At 44.6% G+C, this 18,396-nt stretch carries 15 protein-coding genes; 2 read left to right on the forward strand and 13 right to left on the reverse strand.

All coding sequences use genetic code 11. The features are described 5' to 3' along the window. Nucleotides 1–18 precede the first annotated feature (18 nt). The 7 genes from SPEA_RS00515 to SPEA_RS00545 all read right to left on the reverse strand — a co-directional run bounded on the left by SPEA_RS00515 (nt 19) and on the right by SPEA_RS00545 (nt 8,333). Nucleotides 19–993, reverse strand: a complete 975-nt coding sequence (locus tag SPEA_RS00515; RefSeq protein ID WP_012153369.1) for an alpha/beta fold hydrolase — start codon at nt 991–993, stop codon at nt 19–21. 328 nt (nt 994–1,321) lie between these two features. Further along, nucleotides 1,322–3,109 (reverse strand): DUF885 domain-containing protein, encoded by a 1,788-nt coding sequence (locus SPEA_RS00520; protein ID WP_041410754.1) that lies wholly within the window; start codon nt 3,107–3,109, stop codon nt 1,322–1,324. A gap of 362 nt (nt 3,110–3,471) precedes the next feature. Then, the gene (hemN, locus tag SPEA_RS00525; protein WP_083766665.1) at nt 3,472–4,848 is read right to left on the reverse strand and encodes an oxygen-independent coproporphyrinogen III oxidase; all 1,377 of its coding nucleotides are present in this window, start codon (nt 4,846–4,848) and stop codon (nt 3,472–3,474) included. 251 nt (nt 4,849–5,099) lie between these two features. After that, nucleotides 5,100–5,567 (reverse strand): DUF2489 domain-containing protein, encoded by a 468-nt coding sequence (locus tag SPEA_RS00530; RefSeq protein ID WP_012153372.1) that lies wholly within the window; start codon nt 5,565–5,567, stop codon nt 5,100–5,102. 93 nt (nt 5,568–5,660) lie between these two features. Then, on the reverse strand, nt 5,661–6,197 hold the full coding sequence (gene yihI, locus SPEA_RS00535) for a Der GTPase-activating protein YihI (protein WP_012153373.1): 537 nt from the start codon (nt 6,195–6,197) through the stop codon (nt 5,661–5,663). 53 nt (nt 6,198–6,250) lie between these two features. Continuing rightward, a complete protein-coding gene (locus SPEA_RS00540; RefSeq protein ID WP_012153374.1) occupies nt 6,251–6,919 on the reverse strand; it encodes a class I SAM-dependent methyltransferase in 669 nt (222 codons plus the stop codon). 793 nt (nt 6,920–7,712) lie between these two features. Continuing rightward, complete coding sequence (locus tag SPEA_RS00545; RefSeq protein WP_012153375.1) at nt 7,713–8,333, reverse strand: c-type cytochrome; 621 nt, start codon at nt 8,331–8,333, stop codon at nt 7,713–7,715. Nucleotides 8,334–8,502: 169 nt separating this feature from the next. On the opposite strand from SPEA_RS00545, the gene yihA reads away from it, so the two are divergent. Continuing rightward, nucleotides 8,503–9,180: a ribosome biogenesis GTP-binding protein YihA/YsxC gene (yihA, locus tag SPEA_RS00550; RefSeq protein WP_012153376.1), complete on the forward strand. Its 678-nt coding sequence runs from the start codon at nt 8,503–8,505 to the stop codon at nt 9,178–9,180. A gap of 674 nt (nt 9,181–9,854) precedes the next feature. Here yihA and polA read toward each other — a convergent pair. Further along, the gene (gene polA, locus SPEA_RS00555) at nt 9,855–12,611 is read right to left on the reverse strand and encodes a DNA polymerase I (protein WP_012153377.1); all 2,757 of its coding nucleotides are present in this window, start codon (nt 12,609–12,611) and stop codon (nt 9,855–9,857) included. Nucleotides 12,612–12,998: 387 nt separating this feature from the next. Here polA and elbB point away from each other — a divergent pair, with 387 nt between their 5' ends. Next, the gene (gene elbB, locus SPEA_RS00560) at nt 12,999–13,652 is read left to right on the forward strand and encodes an isoprenoid biosynthesis glyoxalase ElbB (protein WP_012153378.1); all 654 of its coding nucleotides are present in this window, start codon (nt 12,999–13,001) and stop codon (nt 13,650–13,652) included. Between the two features lie 120 nt (nt 13,653–13,772). On the opposite strand, the gene glpG is transcribed toward elbB, so the two are convergent. The 5 genes from glpG to SPEA_RS00585 all read right to left on the reverse strand — a co-directional run bounded on the left by glpG (nt 13,773) and on the right by SPEA_RS00585 (nt 18,247). Continuing rightward, the gene (glpG, locus tag SPEA_RS00565) at nt 13,773–14,612 is read right to left on the reverse strand and encodes a rhomboid family intramembrane serine protease GlpG (protein WP_012153379.1); all 840 of its coding nucleotides are present in this window, start codon (nt 14,610–14,612) and stop codon (nt 13,773–13,775) included. A 20-nt stretch (nt 14,613–14,632) separates the two neighbouring features. Continuing rightward, on the reverse strand, nt 14,633–14,941 hold the full coding sequence (gene glpE, locus SPEA_RS00570; RefSeq protein WP_012153380.1) for a thiosulfate sulfurtransferase GlpE: 309 nt from the start codon (nt 14,939–14,941) through the stop codon (nt 14,633–14,635). 107 nt (nt 14,942–15,048) lie between these two features. Then, on the reverse strand, nt 15,049–16,074 hold the full coding sequence (gene tdh / locus SPEA_RS00575) for an L-threonine 3-dehydrogenase (protein ID WP_012153381.1): 1,026 nt from the start codon (nt 16,072–16,074) through the stop codon (nt 15,049–15,051). An 83-nt stretch (nt 16,075–16,157) separates the two neighbouring features. Beyond that, nucleotides 16,158–17,354 (reverse strand): glycine C-acetyltransferase, encoded by a 1,197-nt coding sequence (locus tag SPEA_RS00580; protein WP_012153382.1) that lies wholly within the window; start codon nt 17,352–17,354, stop codon nt 16,158–16,160. A 251-nt stretch (nt 17,355–17,605) separates the two neighbouring features. Further along, nucleotides 17,606–18,247, reverse strand: a complete 642-nt coding sequence (locus SPEA_RS00585; RefSeq protein ID WP_012153383.1) for a TetR/AcrR family transcriptional regulator — start codon at nt 18,245–18,247, stop codon at nt 17,606–17,608. Between the last annotated feature and the right edge of the window lie 149 nt (nt 18,248–18,396).

Here is an 18,396-nt window from a genome sequence, read left to right on the forward strand (position 1 = left end):
TTATTGCTCGTTAGCCTATTAGTTAATTTGCTTTAAGAACTCGCATAATGCGTTGAGCGCAAGGTTGCGCGGCTTGTCTCGCTCCATAAAGATCTCATGACGGGCATAGGGGATTTTAATTAAGCGGCACTGGCCGTTTACGGCGCGATTCTGCGCGGCATTAGCGACGATAGTATCTTCTTCTGCCTGCAAGATTAGCAGCGGGATAGTACTATTTCGAGCGGCATCTACCGCCTGCTCGGCAGCATCGATGGACTCGACTAACCAATGGTTGGTTGGCGAACCTAGCTGCAGCTGTGGCTGCTGGCGGTATAGCTCGCGATAATCGTCATAGCGCAGCTTGCTGTGGGTCAGGTCGTTCTTCTCGAACGGCTCTGCATGGTAGCCTTTGCCACCCAATATATAGTTAGGCTGTTTGCTGCTATCGAGTAAAGACGCTAGGCCGCGGATAAAGGCTTTGGGAAGGGGTAGCTTGATGCCATACATAGGCGCCGAAAACACCGCGGCCTTAAAGGTTGCCGGGTACTGACTTAGATAGAGCGTACCGATTGCGCCCCCCATTGAATGGCCAACTAGGTAGTAGTTTTCCATTGCATGCGGTTTGACTATTTTCGTGACAAATTCGGCGAAGTCGTCGACATATCGCTGGAACTTGTCGATATGTCCCTGATGAGGATTAGCGGTTGTGCGTGCCGATAACCCTTGGCCACGATGATCGATGGCAAACAAGCTGTAGCCTTGCTGATACAGGTCAAACATCAGTTCTTTGTATTTTAGATAGGATTCGACTCGCCCACTGCTGATCACTATGGTGCCAATACTATTTGGATGAGTGATACGGGCGTAGGCTAAGCTAATGTCATCACGAGTCTTGAAGCTCGATTGCGTCACTTGCTGCCAAAACACCTTTTGTTCAGGACTGTTGAGATGATGTTCTGATGAAAAGCTAACAGCAGTATTGGTGTTCATATAGGGCTCGGTAGCAATCGACATGGAATGGTTCTATTGAGTGATCTTGTAAGCAGTGTAGCAAACTTGTTTAGCCAGACTCTAGCGAAACCTAAGCGATTAAAAAGAGCCCATTAAAAAGGCCGAGAGGGTGGTAATACCGGTAAATTAAGCATTAATGAATAAAAAACGAAGACCCAGCACGAACGGGGTCCTTTGCTTTAAAAGCGATAAACCACGAAGCGCCACTTCGTGTCCTCTGTGGTCCATTGTTATCTTTTAAAGTCATAAGTTTTTTGAGTACGTCGTTAAGTGAATGGCATTACGGCTAATGCCATTCACTTTATCCTGTATGAGGCCGTGGTGGCAGTGACTAGATGGCGACCTTTTGAGTTGCGATAAAGTCGTTTATCTGCTGCTCCAGTACTGACATAGGCACAGAACCATTGGCTAAGATAGCGTCATGGAAGGCGCGGATATCGAAGTTCTCGCCCAGTTCTACTTCTGCTTGAGCTCGCAAACGTTTAATTGTCAGCTCACCAATCTTGTATGACAAGGCTTGTCCTGGCCAGTTGATGTAGCGGTCAATCTCTGTATTGACGTTATGCATCGATAGTGCGGTGTTGCTGGCCATAAAGTCGATTGCTTGTTGGCGAGACCAACCTTTGGCGTGCATGCCGGTATCCACTACGAGACGCGCTGCGCGCCACATTTCATAGGTCAAACGGCCAAAGTTACTATAAGGGTCTTGGTAGAAGCCAGCCTCTAACCCCAGATACTCAGAGTAGAGGCCCCAACCTTCACCAAACGCCGAGATATAGCTGTAACGACGGAAGTCGGGCAGGTTAGTTAACTCCTGATTAAGTGCAATTTGAAGGTGGTGGCCGGGTACGGCTTCATGCAGAGTGAGTGCTTCCATCTCGTACAGTGGGCGCTTATCTAGCGCGTAGGTGTTGACCCAGTAATAACCGGCTTCATCTGCGCGATTTGAACCTGAGTAACGCCCCGTGGTGTATTTAGGCGCGATTTCGGCGGGAACGGGTTCGATTCCATAAGGTTGGCGTGGAAGCTTACCAAAATACTTAGGCAGCATGGCATCGGCTTGCTTGGCGATATAGGCCGCTTCCTTGAGTAACTCTTCCGCTGTCTCAGGGTAGAACTGTGGGTCGGTTCTTAAAAAGTGTAGGAACTCGGCAAAGCTACCTTCGAACCCCACCTGTTCGATGATCTGCTGCATCTCACCTCGAATGCGCTTAACTTCTTGTAAGCCCAGCTGGTGCACCTCATCAGAGGTCATATCTAGGGTGGTGTAATAACGCACGCGATTCTCATAGAAGGCTTCACCATCGGGAAGGTCGTAGGTCGCAATACTCTCACGAGTGTTTGGGATATATTCCTTGGTGATGAAGTCGAAGAAGGCTTGGTACTGAGGAAGTACAGTGTGTTGCACTAAGGCGCGGCCCTGTTTAGTTAGTTCGGCTTTTTCTGCCTCACTGAAATGCGCTGGATACTGAGTGAAGGGTTTGAAATAACCACTGTCTTCTACTGGCACGATAAAGGCGCTGATGCTGGTTTCAAACCCTTTGAGGGTGGCCTTAGCTGGGGTGATGCCTGCATCTAGACCTTGGTTTAACCAATAGGTCTGCTGCTGGAAATACTCAGGCAGTGCTTGCAGCTGCTTTATGTAGTTGTGGTAGTCCTCGACTTTGGCAAAGCGCCCCTTGGCAATCGAGGCGATATAAGCATGAAAACCGCCTTCCGCCGAGATTGGCATGTAGTGATCTTTATAGCGATATTGGTCAACATCGTTTTGCAGTTGGTCGCGCAGTATCTGTGCGTTGATAGCGTCTTCTTTGCTGTAGCGGCTGCTGTCTATCTGCAGCAATTGTTTGAGTAACTGCTGTTTGCGCTGATCCATTGCTTCGAGTGCCGTTGGCGACAGGTCTTGCAGTTTACCGGCGGCCGTCTTATCACCTAGAGAGTAGGCAAAACTAGGGCTAGCATCTAGCGATGTTTGCCAGGCGGCATCAATAATGGACTGGAGTTGATTGTGGGTTGCGACTTGTTGAGTGCTGACATCTGACTGAGGCGCCGTTGATGTCGTGGCTTGGCAGGCGCTGAGACCCAAGACTAGTACTGAGGGAAGTAGGTATTTATACATGAGTATGTCCATTATTGTTTTTATTATCAGCTTGAATATACCGTTACCGCTGCCAAAGGTCACGGATGAAAATTAAACGAAATGTGACAAAAGATTAAACGTGAAGCTGGTGGAGCTTATACCAATCAGTATAAAGATTTGGTCGCTCAGCGATAGTTTAGCGGCACTGAGACAAGGCAACGAGTGAAGAGCATAGTTGAACTAGGGTTAAGCTCCCTCTTGTTCATTAAGAGTCGCAGTATCAGAGCCGCTAAAACTCTGAGTAGATCAACTTCTTATACTGATTGGTATTATATTTATCAGGCACAAAAAAACCGGCTAAGGCCGGTTTTTTGAGGTTCTAATTGTACTTTACAAGCCGATTAGATAACGCGAGAGAACTGCTGTTGTCTTGCTTTCTCACGGTAGTAAACATCGAAACAGATACAGATGTTACGGATCAACAGGCGGCCAGTAGGGCTGATAGTGATCTTGCGGTCTGTTATGTCGACTAGCTTATCATCGATGAAGGTTTGCAGTAGCTTTAAGTCTTCTGCGAAATACTCTTCGAAGTTGATGTTTAGCTTCTCTTCAATCTTCGCCATATCTAGGTCGAAGTGGCAGATAAGCTGCTTAATCACTACGCGGCGAATTTCGTCGTCACGGTTTAAGCTACAACCTTTCCAGAGTGCATGACCATTAGCATCGATTGACTCGAAGTATGGACGAATGTCTTTCTGGTTCTGTGCGTAGCAATCGCCAATTTGGCTGATTGAAGACACACCTAGACCCAATAGATCACACTCTTCTTGAGTCGTGTAACCTTGGAAGTTACGGTGTAGACGACCTTCGTTTTGCAGAATAGACAGCTCGTCATCTGGCTTAGCAAAGTGGTCCATACCAATGTATTGGTAACCTGCGCCCGTTAGCGTCTCGATAGTTTGGTGTAACATATCAAGCTTCTGCTGTGGTGACGCTAAGTCTTCGTCTTTAATCTTACGCTGGGCTGCAAAACGTGATGGCAGGTGAGCGTAGTTAAATACAGATAGACGGTCTGGGTTTAGATCCAGTACGCGCTGCATGGTTTCAGCAAAGGTCTCTGGTGTCTGGTGCGGCAAGCCGTAGATTAAGTCGATGTTAGTTGAAACAAAGCCTAGCTCTTTAGCGCGTGCCATTAGGTCGAAGATAAACTGCTCGTCTTGCTCACGGTTTACTGCAACTTGCACTTTCTTGTTGAAGTCTTGAACACCGATAGAGATACGGTTGAAGCCGGCTTCTTTTAGGGTGTCTAGCATCGAAAGTTCGATTTCACGCGGGTCGACTTCGATTGAGTATTCACCTACATCGGCAACGTTGAAGTTAGCCTTAATGAGTGCTGATAGCTTAAGAATTTGCTCAGGAGTTAGGAATGTCGGTGTACCACCACCCCAGTGAATTTGGGTAACTAAGTAATTTTTAAACAGCGGTGCACGTTTAACGATTTCTGCTGCTAAGTACTCAATGTACTGATCGGCTTTATGCTGATGACGAGTGATAACTTTATTGCAGCCACAGTAGTAACAAAGCTTGGCGCAGAAAGGAATATGGATATAAAGAGAAAGTTTGTCACTCTTGCTGTTCTTGATAGAAGTCAGCAATTTTTCCTCGGTAAACGAGTCATCGAATTCCAAGGCCGTCGGATAAGAAGTATAACGTGGACCGCTATAATTGTACTTTTCGATCATTGACTGATCCCAACTAATTGGGGTGGGCTGCTTCAAGGCGTGTCCTCCGGCGTGTAGTTTAGCAACATGTGAAGTATGCACGGTTATTTGTTGAATAACCTTGATCCATGTTGTAAAAATTCAATATGGGTAGCAAAGTGTGACTGAATATCGCTGAAAATGAGGTGGATGTCTGTGCTCATGGGAAAATTTTGTGCACAGACTCACCCTATATGAGCAAAATATGTCATAACTGCGATTTGGATGCTGCCCTTTTAAAAGTCAGTTATCTGTATCGCATCGAATAATTAGTGTAGTGAGCCTGGGTTTAGTTCACTAAGCCGCTTGGCTTCTTCTAATATTTTGAGCTCTAGCTCACTTTCAGAACGCATGCGAGCGAAGTCGAGTTTCATGCGCTGTTGTTTTTCTAAGGCTTTACGCTGTTCTTTGATTGGGTGCGCTTTAATAACGTCAAAATGCTTAAAAATGGCGGGGTACTGGCTGGCAATGCGTTCTGAGATCCCGACTAACTGAGACAGCTTAGCAATGCGCATTACGCCTTCAGATAGCTCGCAGCGCTCTTCTAGCATCGCGGTAGCGATATAGCGAATATTGTCGAGCAGTTCATTTGCCTTAGCTTTAGCTGCATCGGCTTGTTGTTGTTCGCGTTTTATTTTTAGCTGTTTTTGTTTGCGAATTTGAATAAGCAGGTAGGTCGCATAAGCTGAAAGCGTGGCGATGATAAGTACACCGATAACAATAAAGGTTGTTGTCATACTAAACCCTAGTTGGTAGGAGTGGAATGCTGGTGACGATTATGGATAAAAATATGGCATCAATAAAGATGCCATAAGGTTTACACATAAGAGTTAGTCTTTGTCGAAGTAGTCTTTTAACAGATCTGCACCAGACTCGAACTTATCAAATAAGTCGTCATCACTAACGGCTTTTTTGTTTTTCGGCTCATCGTCTTCTTCGTCATTAATACCAAGTCTGTCCATCAGTGCTTCAATCTGGTTTAACTGCTTGTTTAACCATGCTTGATCGTCTTGGCTGAGGTTTTTACCTTCTTCAAGCATATCGAGTAGGCTATTGAGTCTTGGATCTTCCTCAAGCTTCAACAATTTCTGCTCATCAGTTAGTTTTGGCCCTTTAGGCTTCTTCTCAACTTTTACTTCTGTGTTGATATGCAGTTGAACAGGTTTTTTGCTGCCATGGCGTGGATCGGCATTTTTAGCTTTGCCGCCATTAGCTTGGCTTTCAATCATCGAAGCGTTATGACGACTTCCCGCTTTATTGCCAGCAACTTGTTTCTTGCCTGCAAGAACTCGATCTTTCTTCTTGGTTCTTGGGGCTAATTTGGGAGCATTCTCGTTGCTCTTACGCGTTTTCTTACTACGGGACATGATCGCTTATCTCGATAACTTATAAAGACTCTGTTGCTAAAAAGCGACTCGGCTCATACAACAACTGAAGTTTGGTCGCGTGTTATATCAGATCCTGATGGTTTTTGCACCAGAATGAGATCGTTTGCTGCAAATAATAGCTTAAAACCGACTTTATTTGCCAGAAACTCAAAAGTTGCCTGCTGATAAAAGCTCACATGGGTCAGATTATTCTTGTGGTGCCATTTATCAAATGCACTAAGATCGCTGAGCAGAGGAGTGCTGATTGCAATCCAGCCACCGGGTTTGAGTAATTGCTTGAGTAGGTCCCATTCTTTACAAGGGAAACGAAAATGCTCGAACACTCGGTAACAGCAGATGAAATCGTATTCTTGCTTTAGAGAGCGGTTCCACGGAGCAAGGCTAGGGTCATATTGATTGAGTTGATGGCCTTTTTTGCTGATTTTTCTTAGGGCTTTACTATCGAGGGTACGGCCAAAGTTAAGTCCTAATAAAGGCGTGTGGCCGTCTTCACACTGTTCGACCAAATCTAGCATAAAGCGCGCGAGGGCTTTTTGTTTGTTATTGGCAAGCCGATATTTTTGCTGCTCAGCAGAAGGGGGGAGGTGGGAGTTCGCGTCGGCAAAAACCAATTGGCATAGATGACAATGATACAAGCAGCGTTTTTTATTGGCATAAAACCGAGCGGTATTATCACTATGGCAAAGGGGGCATCTACGCATATATAGTTCAAATCAACGAGTTACTATATTTGAGTATATGGTGAGAAATAAAAAAAGGCGACAGATAATCTGTCGCCTCTATAAAGTGTCAATCGACACCAATTCTGATTTCAAGTATCCATACTTGCTATGTGACTATCCCGGTCAATATCCATCTTATTTTTTGTCTGCTTTCCATGCATGTCTTATAGTTTGTGGTCTTCCCGACACTTTATTTTTAGACCTGTCGTCTTCCCGACAACAGTTTCCGTAGATGGTCTTTAAAGACACATCACAATTTTTATTCGTCCATCCAATGACGCCAAAGTAACCATCCATGTATATTTTTTAAGTATCTTCCAGTGATAACAAGCTTCCCGCAAGTGCATCCAAAGCATCAGCTTCCTATGCTATGTTTGTATCCTACAAACATTTTCCTATTGGTAGATGTTTCCTGAATGTAAGGGTTAATGCTAAATAGCGTTTTGGCCTTCCTAACCAAATCCTTACTAAATTCTTGCGACCTGGACTTCAAACTGAAATCTCGACTCTTATTATTTTTAGTGAGTGGTCTCAATATTATTGTTATTATTTCGTTACTTTATTCTTATATCTTAAATGCATAGATACCGAAATCTGAAAGTTATTATTAAATAATTTTTGTACTAACAGTTGGGTTCATCTCGGTACGGGGCCTATTTAAACCTAGAACTGTGATCTCTGTCAAGAGGGTTTTGCTTGAAGTTTACGTAAACGTAAACAGGATGATATAAAAAAGGACGGTGAAACCGTCCTCTTAAGATCTAGCTAATATTTACTTAAGGCTTGATATATATTTAGATAATGCTTCGATGTCGGCTGCATTTAACTTTTTCGCGACGTCTTGCATCATGCCATTTAAGTCGTTGTTACGATTTGTATCGTGGAACTTATTTAGCTGGATCTTGATATAATTTGCATGTTGGCTGTTGATTGCAGGGAAGCCTGCAAGCTCAGTTCCTTTACCTTCAGGACCATGACAAGCGATACAGGCTGTGATGCCGCGAGCCGAGTCACCGGTGGTATAGAGCTGTGCTCCTAGTTCTGGGATATCTTTAACTTCGATATCTTTGTTTTCTTGGCTAGCATAAAAGGCAGAAATGTCTGCGATATCTTGATCGCTCAGAGTGACAGACATGCCGCCCATGATTGGGTCCATACGACCTTCTTTTCCACCAGTTTGTGCTGCACTGCGGAAATCATGTAGCTGCTTTTCTAGGTAGGTAACGTGTTGACCTGCAAGTTTAGGATACATGTCTATCATGCTGTTGCCGTCAACACCGTGACAAGCAGAACAAACAATGGCTTTAGTTTTTCCGGCTTCGGCATTTCCTTCGGCCATTGCAGGTAAAGAGATTGTGGCTAAAACAGACAGCGCAAGAGCTAACTTTTTCATGGCGTTCCAACTTCTTATTAAAATATTTGTCTTGAGCTTACTAGGAAGACCCGCAAGCGTGATAAAATGTATTTTATGTGATCGGGGTAATATTTTACACGAAATTGTGAAAATGTAAGCAACTCTTCGATATTTATAAAGGTTTGTGAGTAAAATTTTGGAGTTAATTGTGAGTGAATCTCATATCGATTTCCGTAAAGCAGAGTTTTTAATTAGTGCACCTGATATTGCACACTTGAATGAATACCTTCCTGGCGACGTTGGGGTGGAGATCGCATTTGCGGGCCGTTCGAATGCGGGTAAGTCGAGTGCTTTAAATTTACTGACTGAGCAAAAAATTGCTCGAACCAGTAAAACGCCTGGGCGTACGCAGTTAATTAACGTCTTTAGATTGGATAAACACCGCCGCTTGGTGGATTTACCGGGTTATGGTTTTGCTCAAGTTCCTTTGGCTCTTAAGCTTAAGTGGCAAGAATCATTGGGTGAATACTTGCTTAAACGTGACTGTTTGAGCGGTGTGGTGGTATTGATGGATATCCGTCATCCACTAAAAGATCTTGATATGCAAATGATTGAGTGGGCTGTTGAGAGTCATATTCCTGTTTTAGCACTATTAACCAAAGCCGATAAGCTAGGTCAAAGCGCTAGAATGAAGATGGTTAATGAAGTGCGCAAGAAACTAAGCCATTTTGAAGACGGCGTAAAGGTTGAGCCTTTCTCTTCATTAAAAGGGATTGGTAAAGGTAAGGTGCTGGGGATCCTAGATAGTTGGTGTAAGCCTGAATGGTTGATGCAGCAACTGGAAGCCGATGCTATTGCCGCTCAAGCTGAAGCGGATAAAGATTAACGCTCTAATGTCATAGCTGTGGCACGCAGATAGCTAAATGACGCTCCTATTAAAGGGGCGTTTTTTTTGGTCTTTTTTAGCGGCATTAAGCGAAAAACAGGCAAAAAAAAACCGACGGCATAAACCATCGGCATAAATTAGCTCTTTTGGGGAGAAGCTAAATTCAACAAGACTCAAGTTCAATCAAACTATATTGATATCGCTCAATGAACACAGCATAACTCGAATTTTGTTCAATTTAAAGTAATTACTCTAAATTTTATTTCAGACGAAAAAAAGCCCCAGCAAATTAGATTTGCTGAGGCGCCATAATTTGGCCATTCACTATAAAATAGCGAACGTAAAAAAAAGGTCTGAAAGATAGAACATCTTAACCTCTGTACCCTACGCCGAGAATATTACTCCATTAATCGTTATATGAAAAACTGTTTTTGTAAATAAGGCACAATAATGTGATGGGTATCTCAATGTTTGTTCAATAAAGATACACTAAATGATCGTTAAATTTCATTTTAACGAATATATATCAGTTGCTTATATTACGGTTGTGGTGATGTGGCTTTTTCTGCTAATTGAACGGCGGTTGCATGACTACGAACAATATGGAAAGCGAGGTTGGAAATATTGAAGGGTATGACTGGCGAAATGCTCCGCCAGTCATGACTTAAGCGGATTTAGTGAGCTTGTTCCCAGTTGTCACCTATGCCAGCTTCTGCCAACAGCTCAACATCTAGCTTGGCTGCGGCGGCCATCAATTCACACACCTTAGCCTGCAAGCTATCGGCCTTTGCTTCATCGACCTCAAACACCAATTCATCGTGAACCTGCATGATCATAATGATTTCGCCTTGGGTTTCGGTTTCAATCCACTGTGCGATATTAATCATGGCTTTCTTAATGATATCGGCAGCGGTACCTTGCATAGGCGCGTTGATCGCTGCGCGTTCGGCAGCTTGTCTACGCATGGCGTTTCTATCTTTAATGGCTGGCAGATAGAGGCGACGACCGAATAGCGTCGATACGTAACCTAGATCGGCTGCGATGGCGCGGGTCTCTTCCATATACTTCAGTACGCCCGGGTAGCGCTTAAAGTAAGTGTCGATATAGCTTTGTGCTTCGGCTCTTGGGATATCAAGCTGCTTGGCAAGACCAAACGCAGACATACCGTAGATCAAACCGAAGTTAACCGCTTTAGCGCGGCGACGCTGATCTGAGGTCACTTCACTAAAATCAACATCGAATACTTCTGCTGCGGTCGCTTTATGAATGTCTTTACCTTCCGCAAAGGCGGTAAGTAGACCTGTATCTTGTGAAAGATGGGCCATAATTCTCAATTCGATCTGTGAGTAATCGGCTGCGAGGATTTTTTTACCCTCTGGTGCGATAAACGCGTGACGAATACGGCGACCCTCTTCGGTACGGATTGGGATATTCTGCAGATTAGGCTCGCTCGATGATAAGCGTCCCGTTGCTGCATTGGCTTGATGGTAGCTAGTATGTACACGGCCTGTTTTGGCATTAACCATTAACGGTAGTTTATCTGTGTAAGTGCTCTTTAGTTTAGCTAGACTGCGATGCTCTAAAATAATCTTCGGCAACGGGTAATCTAGTGCTAATTCAACCAGCACTTCTTCGGCTGTTGAAGGTGCACCTTTAGGGGTCTTCTTGATCACGGGATAACCCAGTTTTTCAAAGAATAGCGCCTGTAACTGTTTAGGCGAGCTTAAATTGAATGGCTCACCGGCAATTTCATGGGCTTTATGCTCTAACTCATCAATCTTGCGTGCAAGCTCTTCACTCTGCTGACCGAGCAACATACTGTCGATTAACACGCCTTGGCGTTCGATATTCGATAAGGTATTAACCAGTGGCAACTCAATATCAGTGAATACACTGGCCAGCTCAGGCAGCTTTTCTAGTCTTGACCAAAGGTGCTGATGCAGACGCAGAGTAATATCGGCATCTTCTGCGGCATAAGGCGCGGCAGTTTCAAGAGGAATTTGATTAAAGGTCAGCTGCTTAACGCCTTTACCAGCAATCTCTTCGAAACTGATGTTCTTATGGCCAAGGTATTTAAGTGCCAAATCATCCATGTTGTGCTTTGAAGCCACAGAGTTGAACACATAGGACTCAAGCATTGTATCGAACTGTACGCCACGTAAAGTGATGCCAATGTTGGCAAAAATGCTGATGTCGTACTTTAGATTTTGACCAACTTTTTTAAGGTTTTCATCTTCAAGCAGTGGTTGTAGTTTTTCAAATACAAGGGCGCGATCTAACTGCTCGGGAGCATCGACGTAGTCATGCTCTAGAGGTAGATAAGCCGCCTTACCTGCTTCAACCGCGAAAGAGATGCCGACTAGCTTAGCCTCCATATAATTGAGGCTAGTGGTTTCGGTGTCGATGGCGATAAGCTCTGCAGCTGTTAATTTTTCAATCCAGCAATCGAGTTGCTCTAGGCTCAGAATGGTATCGTACTCAACTTCGATATCTAGCTTTGCTGCAGGGGCATCATCTTCAGACTCTGTGGCTGCTGTGGTATCGCCCTTGTTATCGAGCACTTCTGCTAGCCAGCGCTTAAACTCCATCTCACCGTAACACTTAATGAGTTCGTCTTTGTCTGCAGGTGTTATCGACAGTTGATGCCAATCTTGCTCAAGTTCGACATCTAACTTGATGGTTGCAAGTTCATAGCTCAATTTGAGCATATCGGCATGCTCAATAATCTTAGCTGGCATAGTTTTCGACCCGCGAAAGCCTAGCTCTGGCATCTTCTCTGGCGCAGCAAGGATCTTATCGACACCACCGACACCTGTTAGCATAGCGAGTGCCGTTTTCTCGCCAACACCGGGCAGGCCTGGAATGTTATCGGCCTTATCACCTTGCAAGGCTAGTAAGTCGATAATTAACTCTGGTCCAACACCAAATTTCTCGGTGACCTCGGCCGGCCCCATGATGGTGTTAGTCATGGTATTAATTAGCGTGACGTTTTCATCCACTAATTGCGCCATATCTTTATCGCCGGTGCTGATCAATACCGCGCGGCCTTCTTTACTGGCTTGGGTCGCAATGGTGCCGATAACATCGTCGGCTTCAACGCCAGAAATGGATACAAGAGGTAAACCCAGAGCTTTAATGATTCTATGCAACGGCTCGATTTGCGTGCGTAGATCATCAGGCATAGGTGGACGCTGCGCCTTATATTCCGAATACATGTCGTTACGGAATGTTTTGCCTTTTGCGTCAAAAACCACAGCCATTTGTGATGGCTTATATTGGTTTAGTAGGCTACGAAGCATGTTGATAACGCCGTATACGGCACCAGTTGCTTCTCCCTTAGAATTCGTTAGGTGAGGTGGTGCATAGTAGGCGCGGTAGAGGTATGAAGAACCATCCACAAGAATTAAAGGGTTGTCGGCAATTTTAGGCATAGTTAAGTATTTATATATCGGAGTTCGATGATGGCGCTAGCATGCCATATTAGGGCTATTTCGGCCACGTAAAAATAAAATACAGCCTGTGGATAACTCTGTGAGTTAAACTGGGTAAGTCGATCTTGATTAAAAAATGGAATAACCGGCGCCGAACCTAAGTCATTGAAAAGTGGCTGGTTAAATTAAATGTGTGAAGTGGGTTTTATTTTGGTTATTTGAATTAAATATGTGGACTTTTTATTTTTATGCATTTTTTAAGTCCATTTTCTGATTAAATATTGCTCGCCTGCTAAAGTGTTGACCTAACTTAGCATGATAAATAATCTGATCAAGCTGTTTATTGCAATTTTGTTAAAACAATATGATATATAAAGAGGCTTTTTAATGAAAAAAATAGCAGTACTTTTAAGTGGTAGCGGTGTTTACGATGGTGCCGAGATCCATGAGTCGGTTTTAGCGTTATTAGAGATCACTAAAGCAGGGGCGAGTTACCAATGTTTTGCACCTGATATCCCTCAACTGCATGTGGTTAATCATTTTACGGGAGAGGTGCAGCAAGGCGAAACACGTAATGTGTTGGTTGAGTCTGCGAGAATAGCCCGTGGTGAAATTAAGGCGCTAGATGATCTTAATATTGCCGAATTTGATGCTTTGGTGATCCCTGGAGGTTTTGGCGCTGCCAAGAATCTATGTGATTTTGCCGTATCGGGCGCCGATCATGAGGTCGAACCGAGTGTTAAGCGATTTATCTCGCAGTTTAGCTCGGCTCATAAACCTGTCGGCTTTATCTGTATTTCACCTGTGATGATCCCTAAGCTTTATCCTCTAGGCGTTAACGGCACTATAGGGAGTGATGAAGGCACTGCAGCAGCCTTTGAGCTGCAAGGTGGTCTACATAAGATGGCACAGGTAGATGAGATCGTTGTCGATGAGGAGCATAAGGTGGTGAGCACACCAGCCTATATGTTGGCGGGAGATATCCTAGAGGCGCATTCAGGGATCAGTAAGCTGGTTGCGAAAGTAATAGAGATGGCTTAATGCTTTAGTATTAAAGAGTCTATAAGCGTTCGCCCGCTGTTTGCGGGCTAACGATTGTGGGTCTAGCAAACCTAGCTATCACGAGGGGAAAATACCGCTATCGATATTGATTCAGGAGATTTAAATCTTACGAGTCTTACTATCAACAAACCCTTGAATCAACCCTACCAATAAACCACCTAAGTGGGCACCGTTGGCAATAGAGAGGCCAAACATATCGGTAAAGCCAAAGACCAGCCATAACAACATAAAGCCAATATAAGCTGGAGGCAGACCTATGCCTGATTCGGGCCGTTTTACGCCCATAATCCATGTGTAACCGACAACAGCATAGACCACGCCAGACAGACCGCCAAAGCCAGGCCCTGCCATGTAGTATTGCAAGATATTAGGTAGCGTACCGCCAACGATTAATAGAATAAATAGTGGGGTAAAGCCGAGTTTGTTTTCAATCTTACCGCCTAGATACCACCACCAGAGTAAGTTAAAGATGATGTGCATGGCAGAAAAGTGTAGCAAACTCGGGGTAAAAATCCGCCAGAATTCACTCAGTGTGGCTGGGGAGGTGGCACCAAAAAAAGACAACTGTTCGAAGATAGGGTTAGCAAAGCCAAGATTCATCGCAGCGTAGATGACGACGCAGGTAAAGAAGACCAGCAAGGTTAAAGGTCCCGCACCGGTAATAAACTGACTGACCAGTTGCAGACTCGGGCTGCCATAATCGAGTGTGGTGCGAGTATCGCCATTCTCCCATGACGCTGCGAGATACTTTTCGTCGTAGGGATTATGAATAAAGGCTTGGAATTCGCGCTGGGCACGATCTAAGTGGTTTTGATCATGGATCATCAGTGCCACGCCTTGTTCGGTCGGCACTAACTCACAATCAATATTTAGCCCTTTGAGGTAGTCAATGAGAGCCTGTGCTGCTCGGTTGTTAGGAAGTCTGCCAATCTCAATCATTTTCTCCCCCTCTTACATGTTTATAAGTTAGCTTGATGCCACGCGCTATAGCCGCCATCTAAACTAAACACGTCATCAAAGCCTTGCTCATTAAGATAAGTGGCAGCGCTTTGGCTGCTGATGCCATGATAGCAAACAACAATAAGTGGCAGATCCATGTCGGCATCGCCAATAAAGCGAGCTAAGTTTTCATTGGTTAGATTGACTGAACCAAGGATATGACCGGCTTCATAGCTGGCTGCATCTCGGATATCCACGATTTGTAACTCGTCTGATTCAGACTGCATCTGAATAAGTTGATTAACACTAAGATGTTGAAAAGCAGACATAGAAAACCTGTATTGATTAGATTAGAGAAGACAAAAGCGACTGTAATAGTCTCAAGCAGATATTACAGTCACTTGTTCGGAGAATAAATCAAAAGCTGGCTAATGATTTAATCCCAGTTGAGGATCACTTTACCTGATTGACCTGAACGCATGGCATCAAAGCCTTGCTGGAACTCATCAATACTATAATGGTGGGTGATGATTGGCGAAATATCGAGTCCAGATTGGATAAGGCTTGCCATCTTATACCAGGTCTCAAACATCTCACGGCCATAAATGCCCTTAATGATAAGCCCTTTAAAGATCACCTTGCTCCAGTCGATAGCCATGTCGCCACCTGGAATACCTAGCATGGCAATTTTGCCACCGTGGTTCATGGTGTCGAGCATAGAGTGGAATGCCGAAGGCACGCCTGACATCTCTAGACCTACATCGAAGCCTTCTGTCATACCGAGCTCTTGCATTACATCTTCAAGATTCTCTTTGGCGACGTTAACTGCACGGGTCGCTCCCATTTTCTCGGCTAGCTCTAGGCGGTATTCGTTCACATCGGTGATCACCACATGGCGCGCACCAACGTGACGACATACGGCCGCTGCCATAATGCCAATTGGGCCTGCACCAGTAATAAGAACGTCTTCACCGACAAGATCGAATGACAGCGCAGTATGCACCGCGTTACCAAATGGATCGAAGATAGAGGCCAAATCATCAGAGATATCATCAGGGATCTTAAAGGCGTTAAATGCTGGGATAACTAGGTATTCAGCAAAGGCACCTTCACGGTTAACGCCGACACCCGAAGTATTGCGGCATAAGTGAGTGCGACCACCACGACAGTTACGGCAATGGCCGCAAGTAATATGGCCTTCACCGGAAACACGGTCGCCAATAGTAAAGCCACGTACTTCTTGGCCCATACCGACAACTTCACCCACATATTCATGACCAACAACCATAGGCACAGGAATGGTGTTTTGTGACCACTCATCCCAGTTGTAGATATGAACGTCGGTACCGCAGATAGCGGTCTTACGAATTTTAATTAATAGATCGTTATGGCCCACTTCTGGTTTAGGCGCATCTACCATCCAGATGCCTTCTTCAGGCTTTAGCTTGCTGAGTGCTTTCATTTTATAACCTATTACAGGCCGGCTTGCGGCTTGCTGAATGTCATTCAAAAAGGGCTACATACGTAGCCCCTATTGATTTGATTTTAGCTGATGATACCCATCTCTTTCGCGATACGGGTAAAGGCTTCAATTGCCTTGTCGATCTGCTCTTTGGTGTGAGCTGCAGACATCTGAGTTCGAATACGTGCCTGACCCTTTGGTACCACAGGGAATGAGAAACCGATAACGTAGATGTTTTCAGTTAATAGACGGTTAGCAAAATCGCCAGCCAGTTTTGCGTCACCAATCATTACAGGAATAATGGCGTGATCGGCGCCACCTAGGGTGAAGCCTGCCGCAGACATCTGCTCGCGGAAGTAACGGCTATTTTCCCAAACAGCTTCGCGTAGCGCTTGGCCAGATTTGAGCATCTCAAGTACATGGATAGATGCCGTGACGATTGATGGCGCTAATGAGTTTGAGAATAGGTAAGGGCGAGAGCGTTGACGCAACCAGTCGATGACTTCTTTTTTACCAGAAGTGAATCCACCTGATGCACCACCAAGGGCTTTACCTAAAGTACCTGTGATGATGTCTACGCGATCCATCACTTCACAATACTCGTGAGTACCACGGCCTTCTTGGCCAACAAAGCCTACGGCATGTGAGTCATCAACCATCACGAGTGCGCCGTACTTGTCAGCAAGATCACACACACCTTTTAGGTTGGCAATTACGCCGTCCATTGAGAACACGCCGTCGGTAGCGATCATGATGTTGCGAGCGCCAGCTTCTTTAGCGGCGATAAGTTGCGCCTCTAAATCTGCCATGTCGTTGTTAGCGTAGCGGAAGCGCTTCGCCTTACATAGACGCACGCCATCGATAATAGATGCGTGGTTTAGTGCATCAGAAATAATCGCGTCTTCTGCGCTTAATAGGGTTTCGAAAAGACCGGCGTTAGCGTCGAAGCATGAAGAGTAAAGAATGGTGTCTTCCATGCCTAAAAATTCGCTAAGGCTCGCTTCTAGTTGCTTATGGATATCTTGGGTGCCGCAGATAAAGCGCACAGATGCCATGCCAAAACCGTGAGCGTCTAGGCCAGCTTGTGCTGCCTTAATAAGCTCTGGGTGGTTAGCTAAACCTAGGTAGTTGTTGGCACAAAAATTAATAACTTGGTCGCCATTAACTTTAATTGCAGTTTGTTGAGGAGAAACAATGATTCGTTCGCTTTTATACAAACCTTCGGCTTTAACGTCGACAAGCTGTTGATTTATTTGGTCGTAGAATGAGGTCTTAGGCACCTTTATTCTCCTTAATTAGCATTATTTTGAGTATTGGAGTGCTGGCATTTTAACCCTAATTGCCGCGGCTCTACAGCCTTTTTTTAAGACTAAAACCGGGATTAATTAGATTGGGGGATACAGAGGTTTTACATTAGTTAAACTAATGCTTAACTTTCAAGTGCTTTTAGTCGAGGAGATAATGGGGATAGTGAGAGTCACTAAAGCTAGCGCATGAAAGCTAGTTCATGCGTCTAGGCCCAAGTGAGCTGTTATTGCATTTGTGAGCGGTAGTGCTCTTCTAGTCTTAAAAAAGTCGCCTGTGAGCTTGGTGTCGCATAGGATTTAAATAGCATAATCACCCGCAATAAGCCTTCATATAGTGACTCTTTGGTGATTGAGCCGATGTTTGACTGAGTTTGGGTGAGCTTATAGCTGATCCAAAAGCTGACTAGCATCTTTATGGTGTCGGCTAGAGGCTTAATATCTTCAGAATTAATCGCTAAGAAGCCATCTTGAGTTAATTTTTCTAGTACGCCGCTTGAGCGTTCGAGCACATCTTGCTGAGCCTTAAGGTAGCGGTTTTTTAGCGTTTCATCGCGGCTGAGAATATCGGCGAGATTGGCGTACATAAAGCGGAATTGCCAAAGGGTATAAAACATCGCATCGAAATAGCCGACTAATAGATCGACATCGACCTCTTTATCGACATAAGGCTGAAAACCAGACTCGAGATGTTGCTCATAAAGACCAAAAATCGAACGTATGATGTCTTCTTTATTGCGAAAGTGGTAGTAGAGGTTACCAGGGCTAATATTTAGGTGGGCGGCGATATGATTGGTTGTGATTGTTCTTTCGCCATGTTCATTAAAAAGCTCTAAACTGGCTTGTACGATTTTGTCACGGGTCTTCATATTCATCCTAAATGATTAATATCCAGTATAATTAATTCGGCAAGTAATTGACCGCTTAATAGCCTCTATTATGCCTATTCCGTTTGAATTACACCTGTGTCATTACGTTAAGGCCTGACTATCATGTTAGCATTGGCGCAATTGTTCAA

The organism is Shewanella pealeana ATCC 700345, from assembly GCF_000018285.1.
Taxonomy (GTDB): domain Bacteria; phylum Pseudomonadota; class Gammaproteobacteria; order Enterobacterales; family Shewanellaceae; genus Shewanella; species Shewanella pealeana.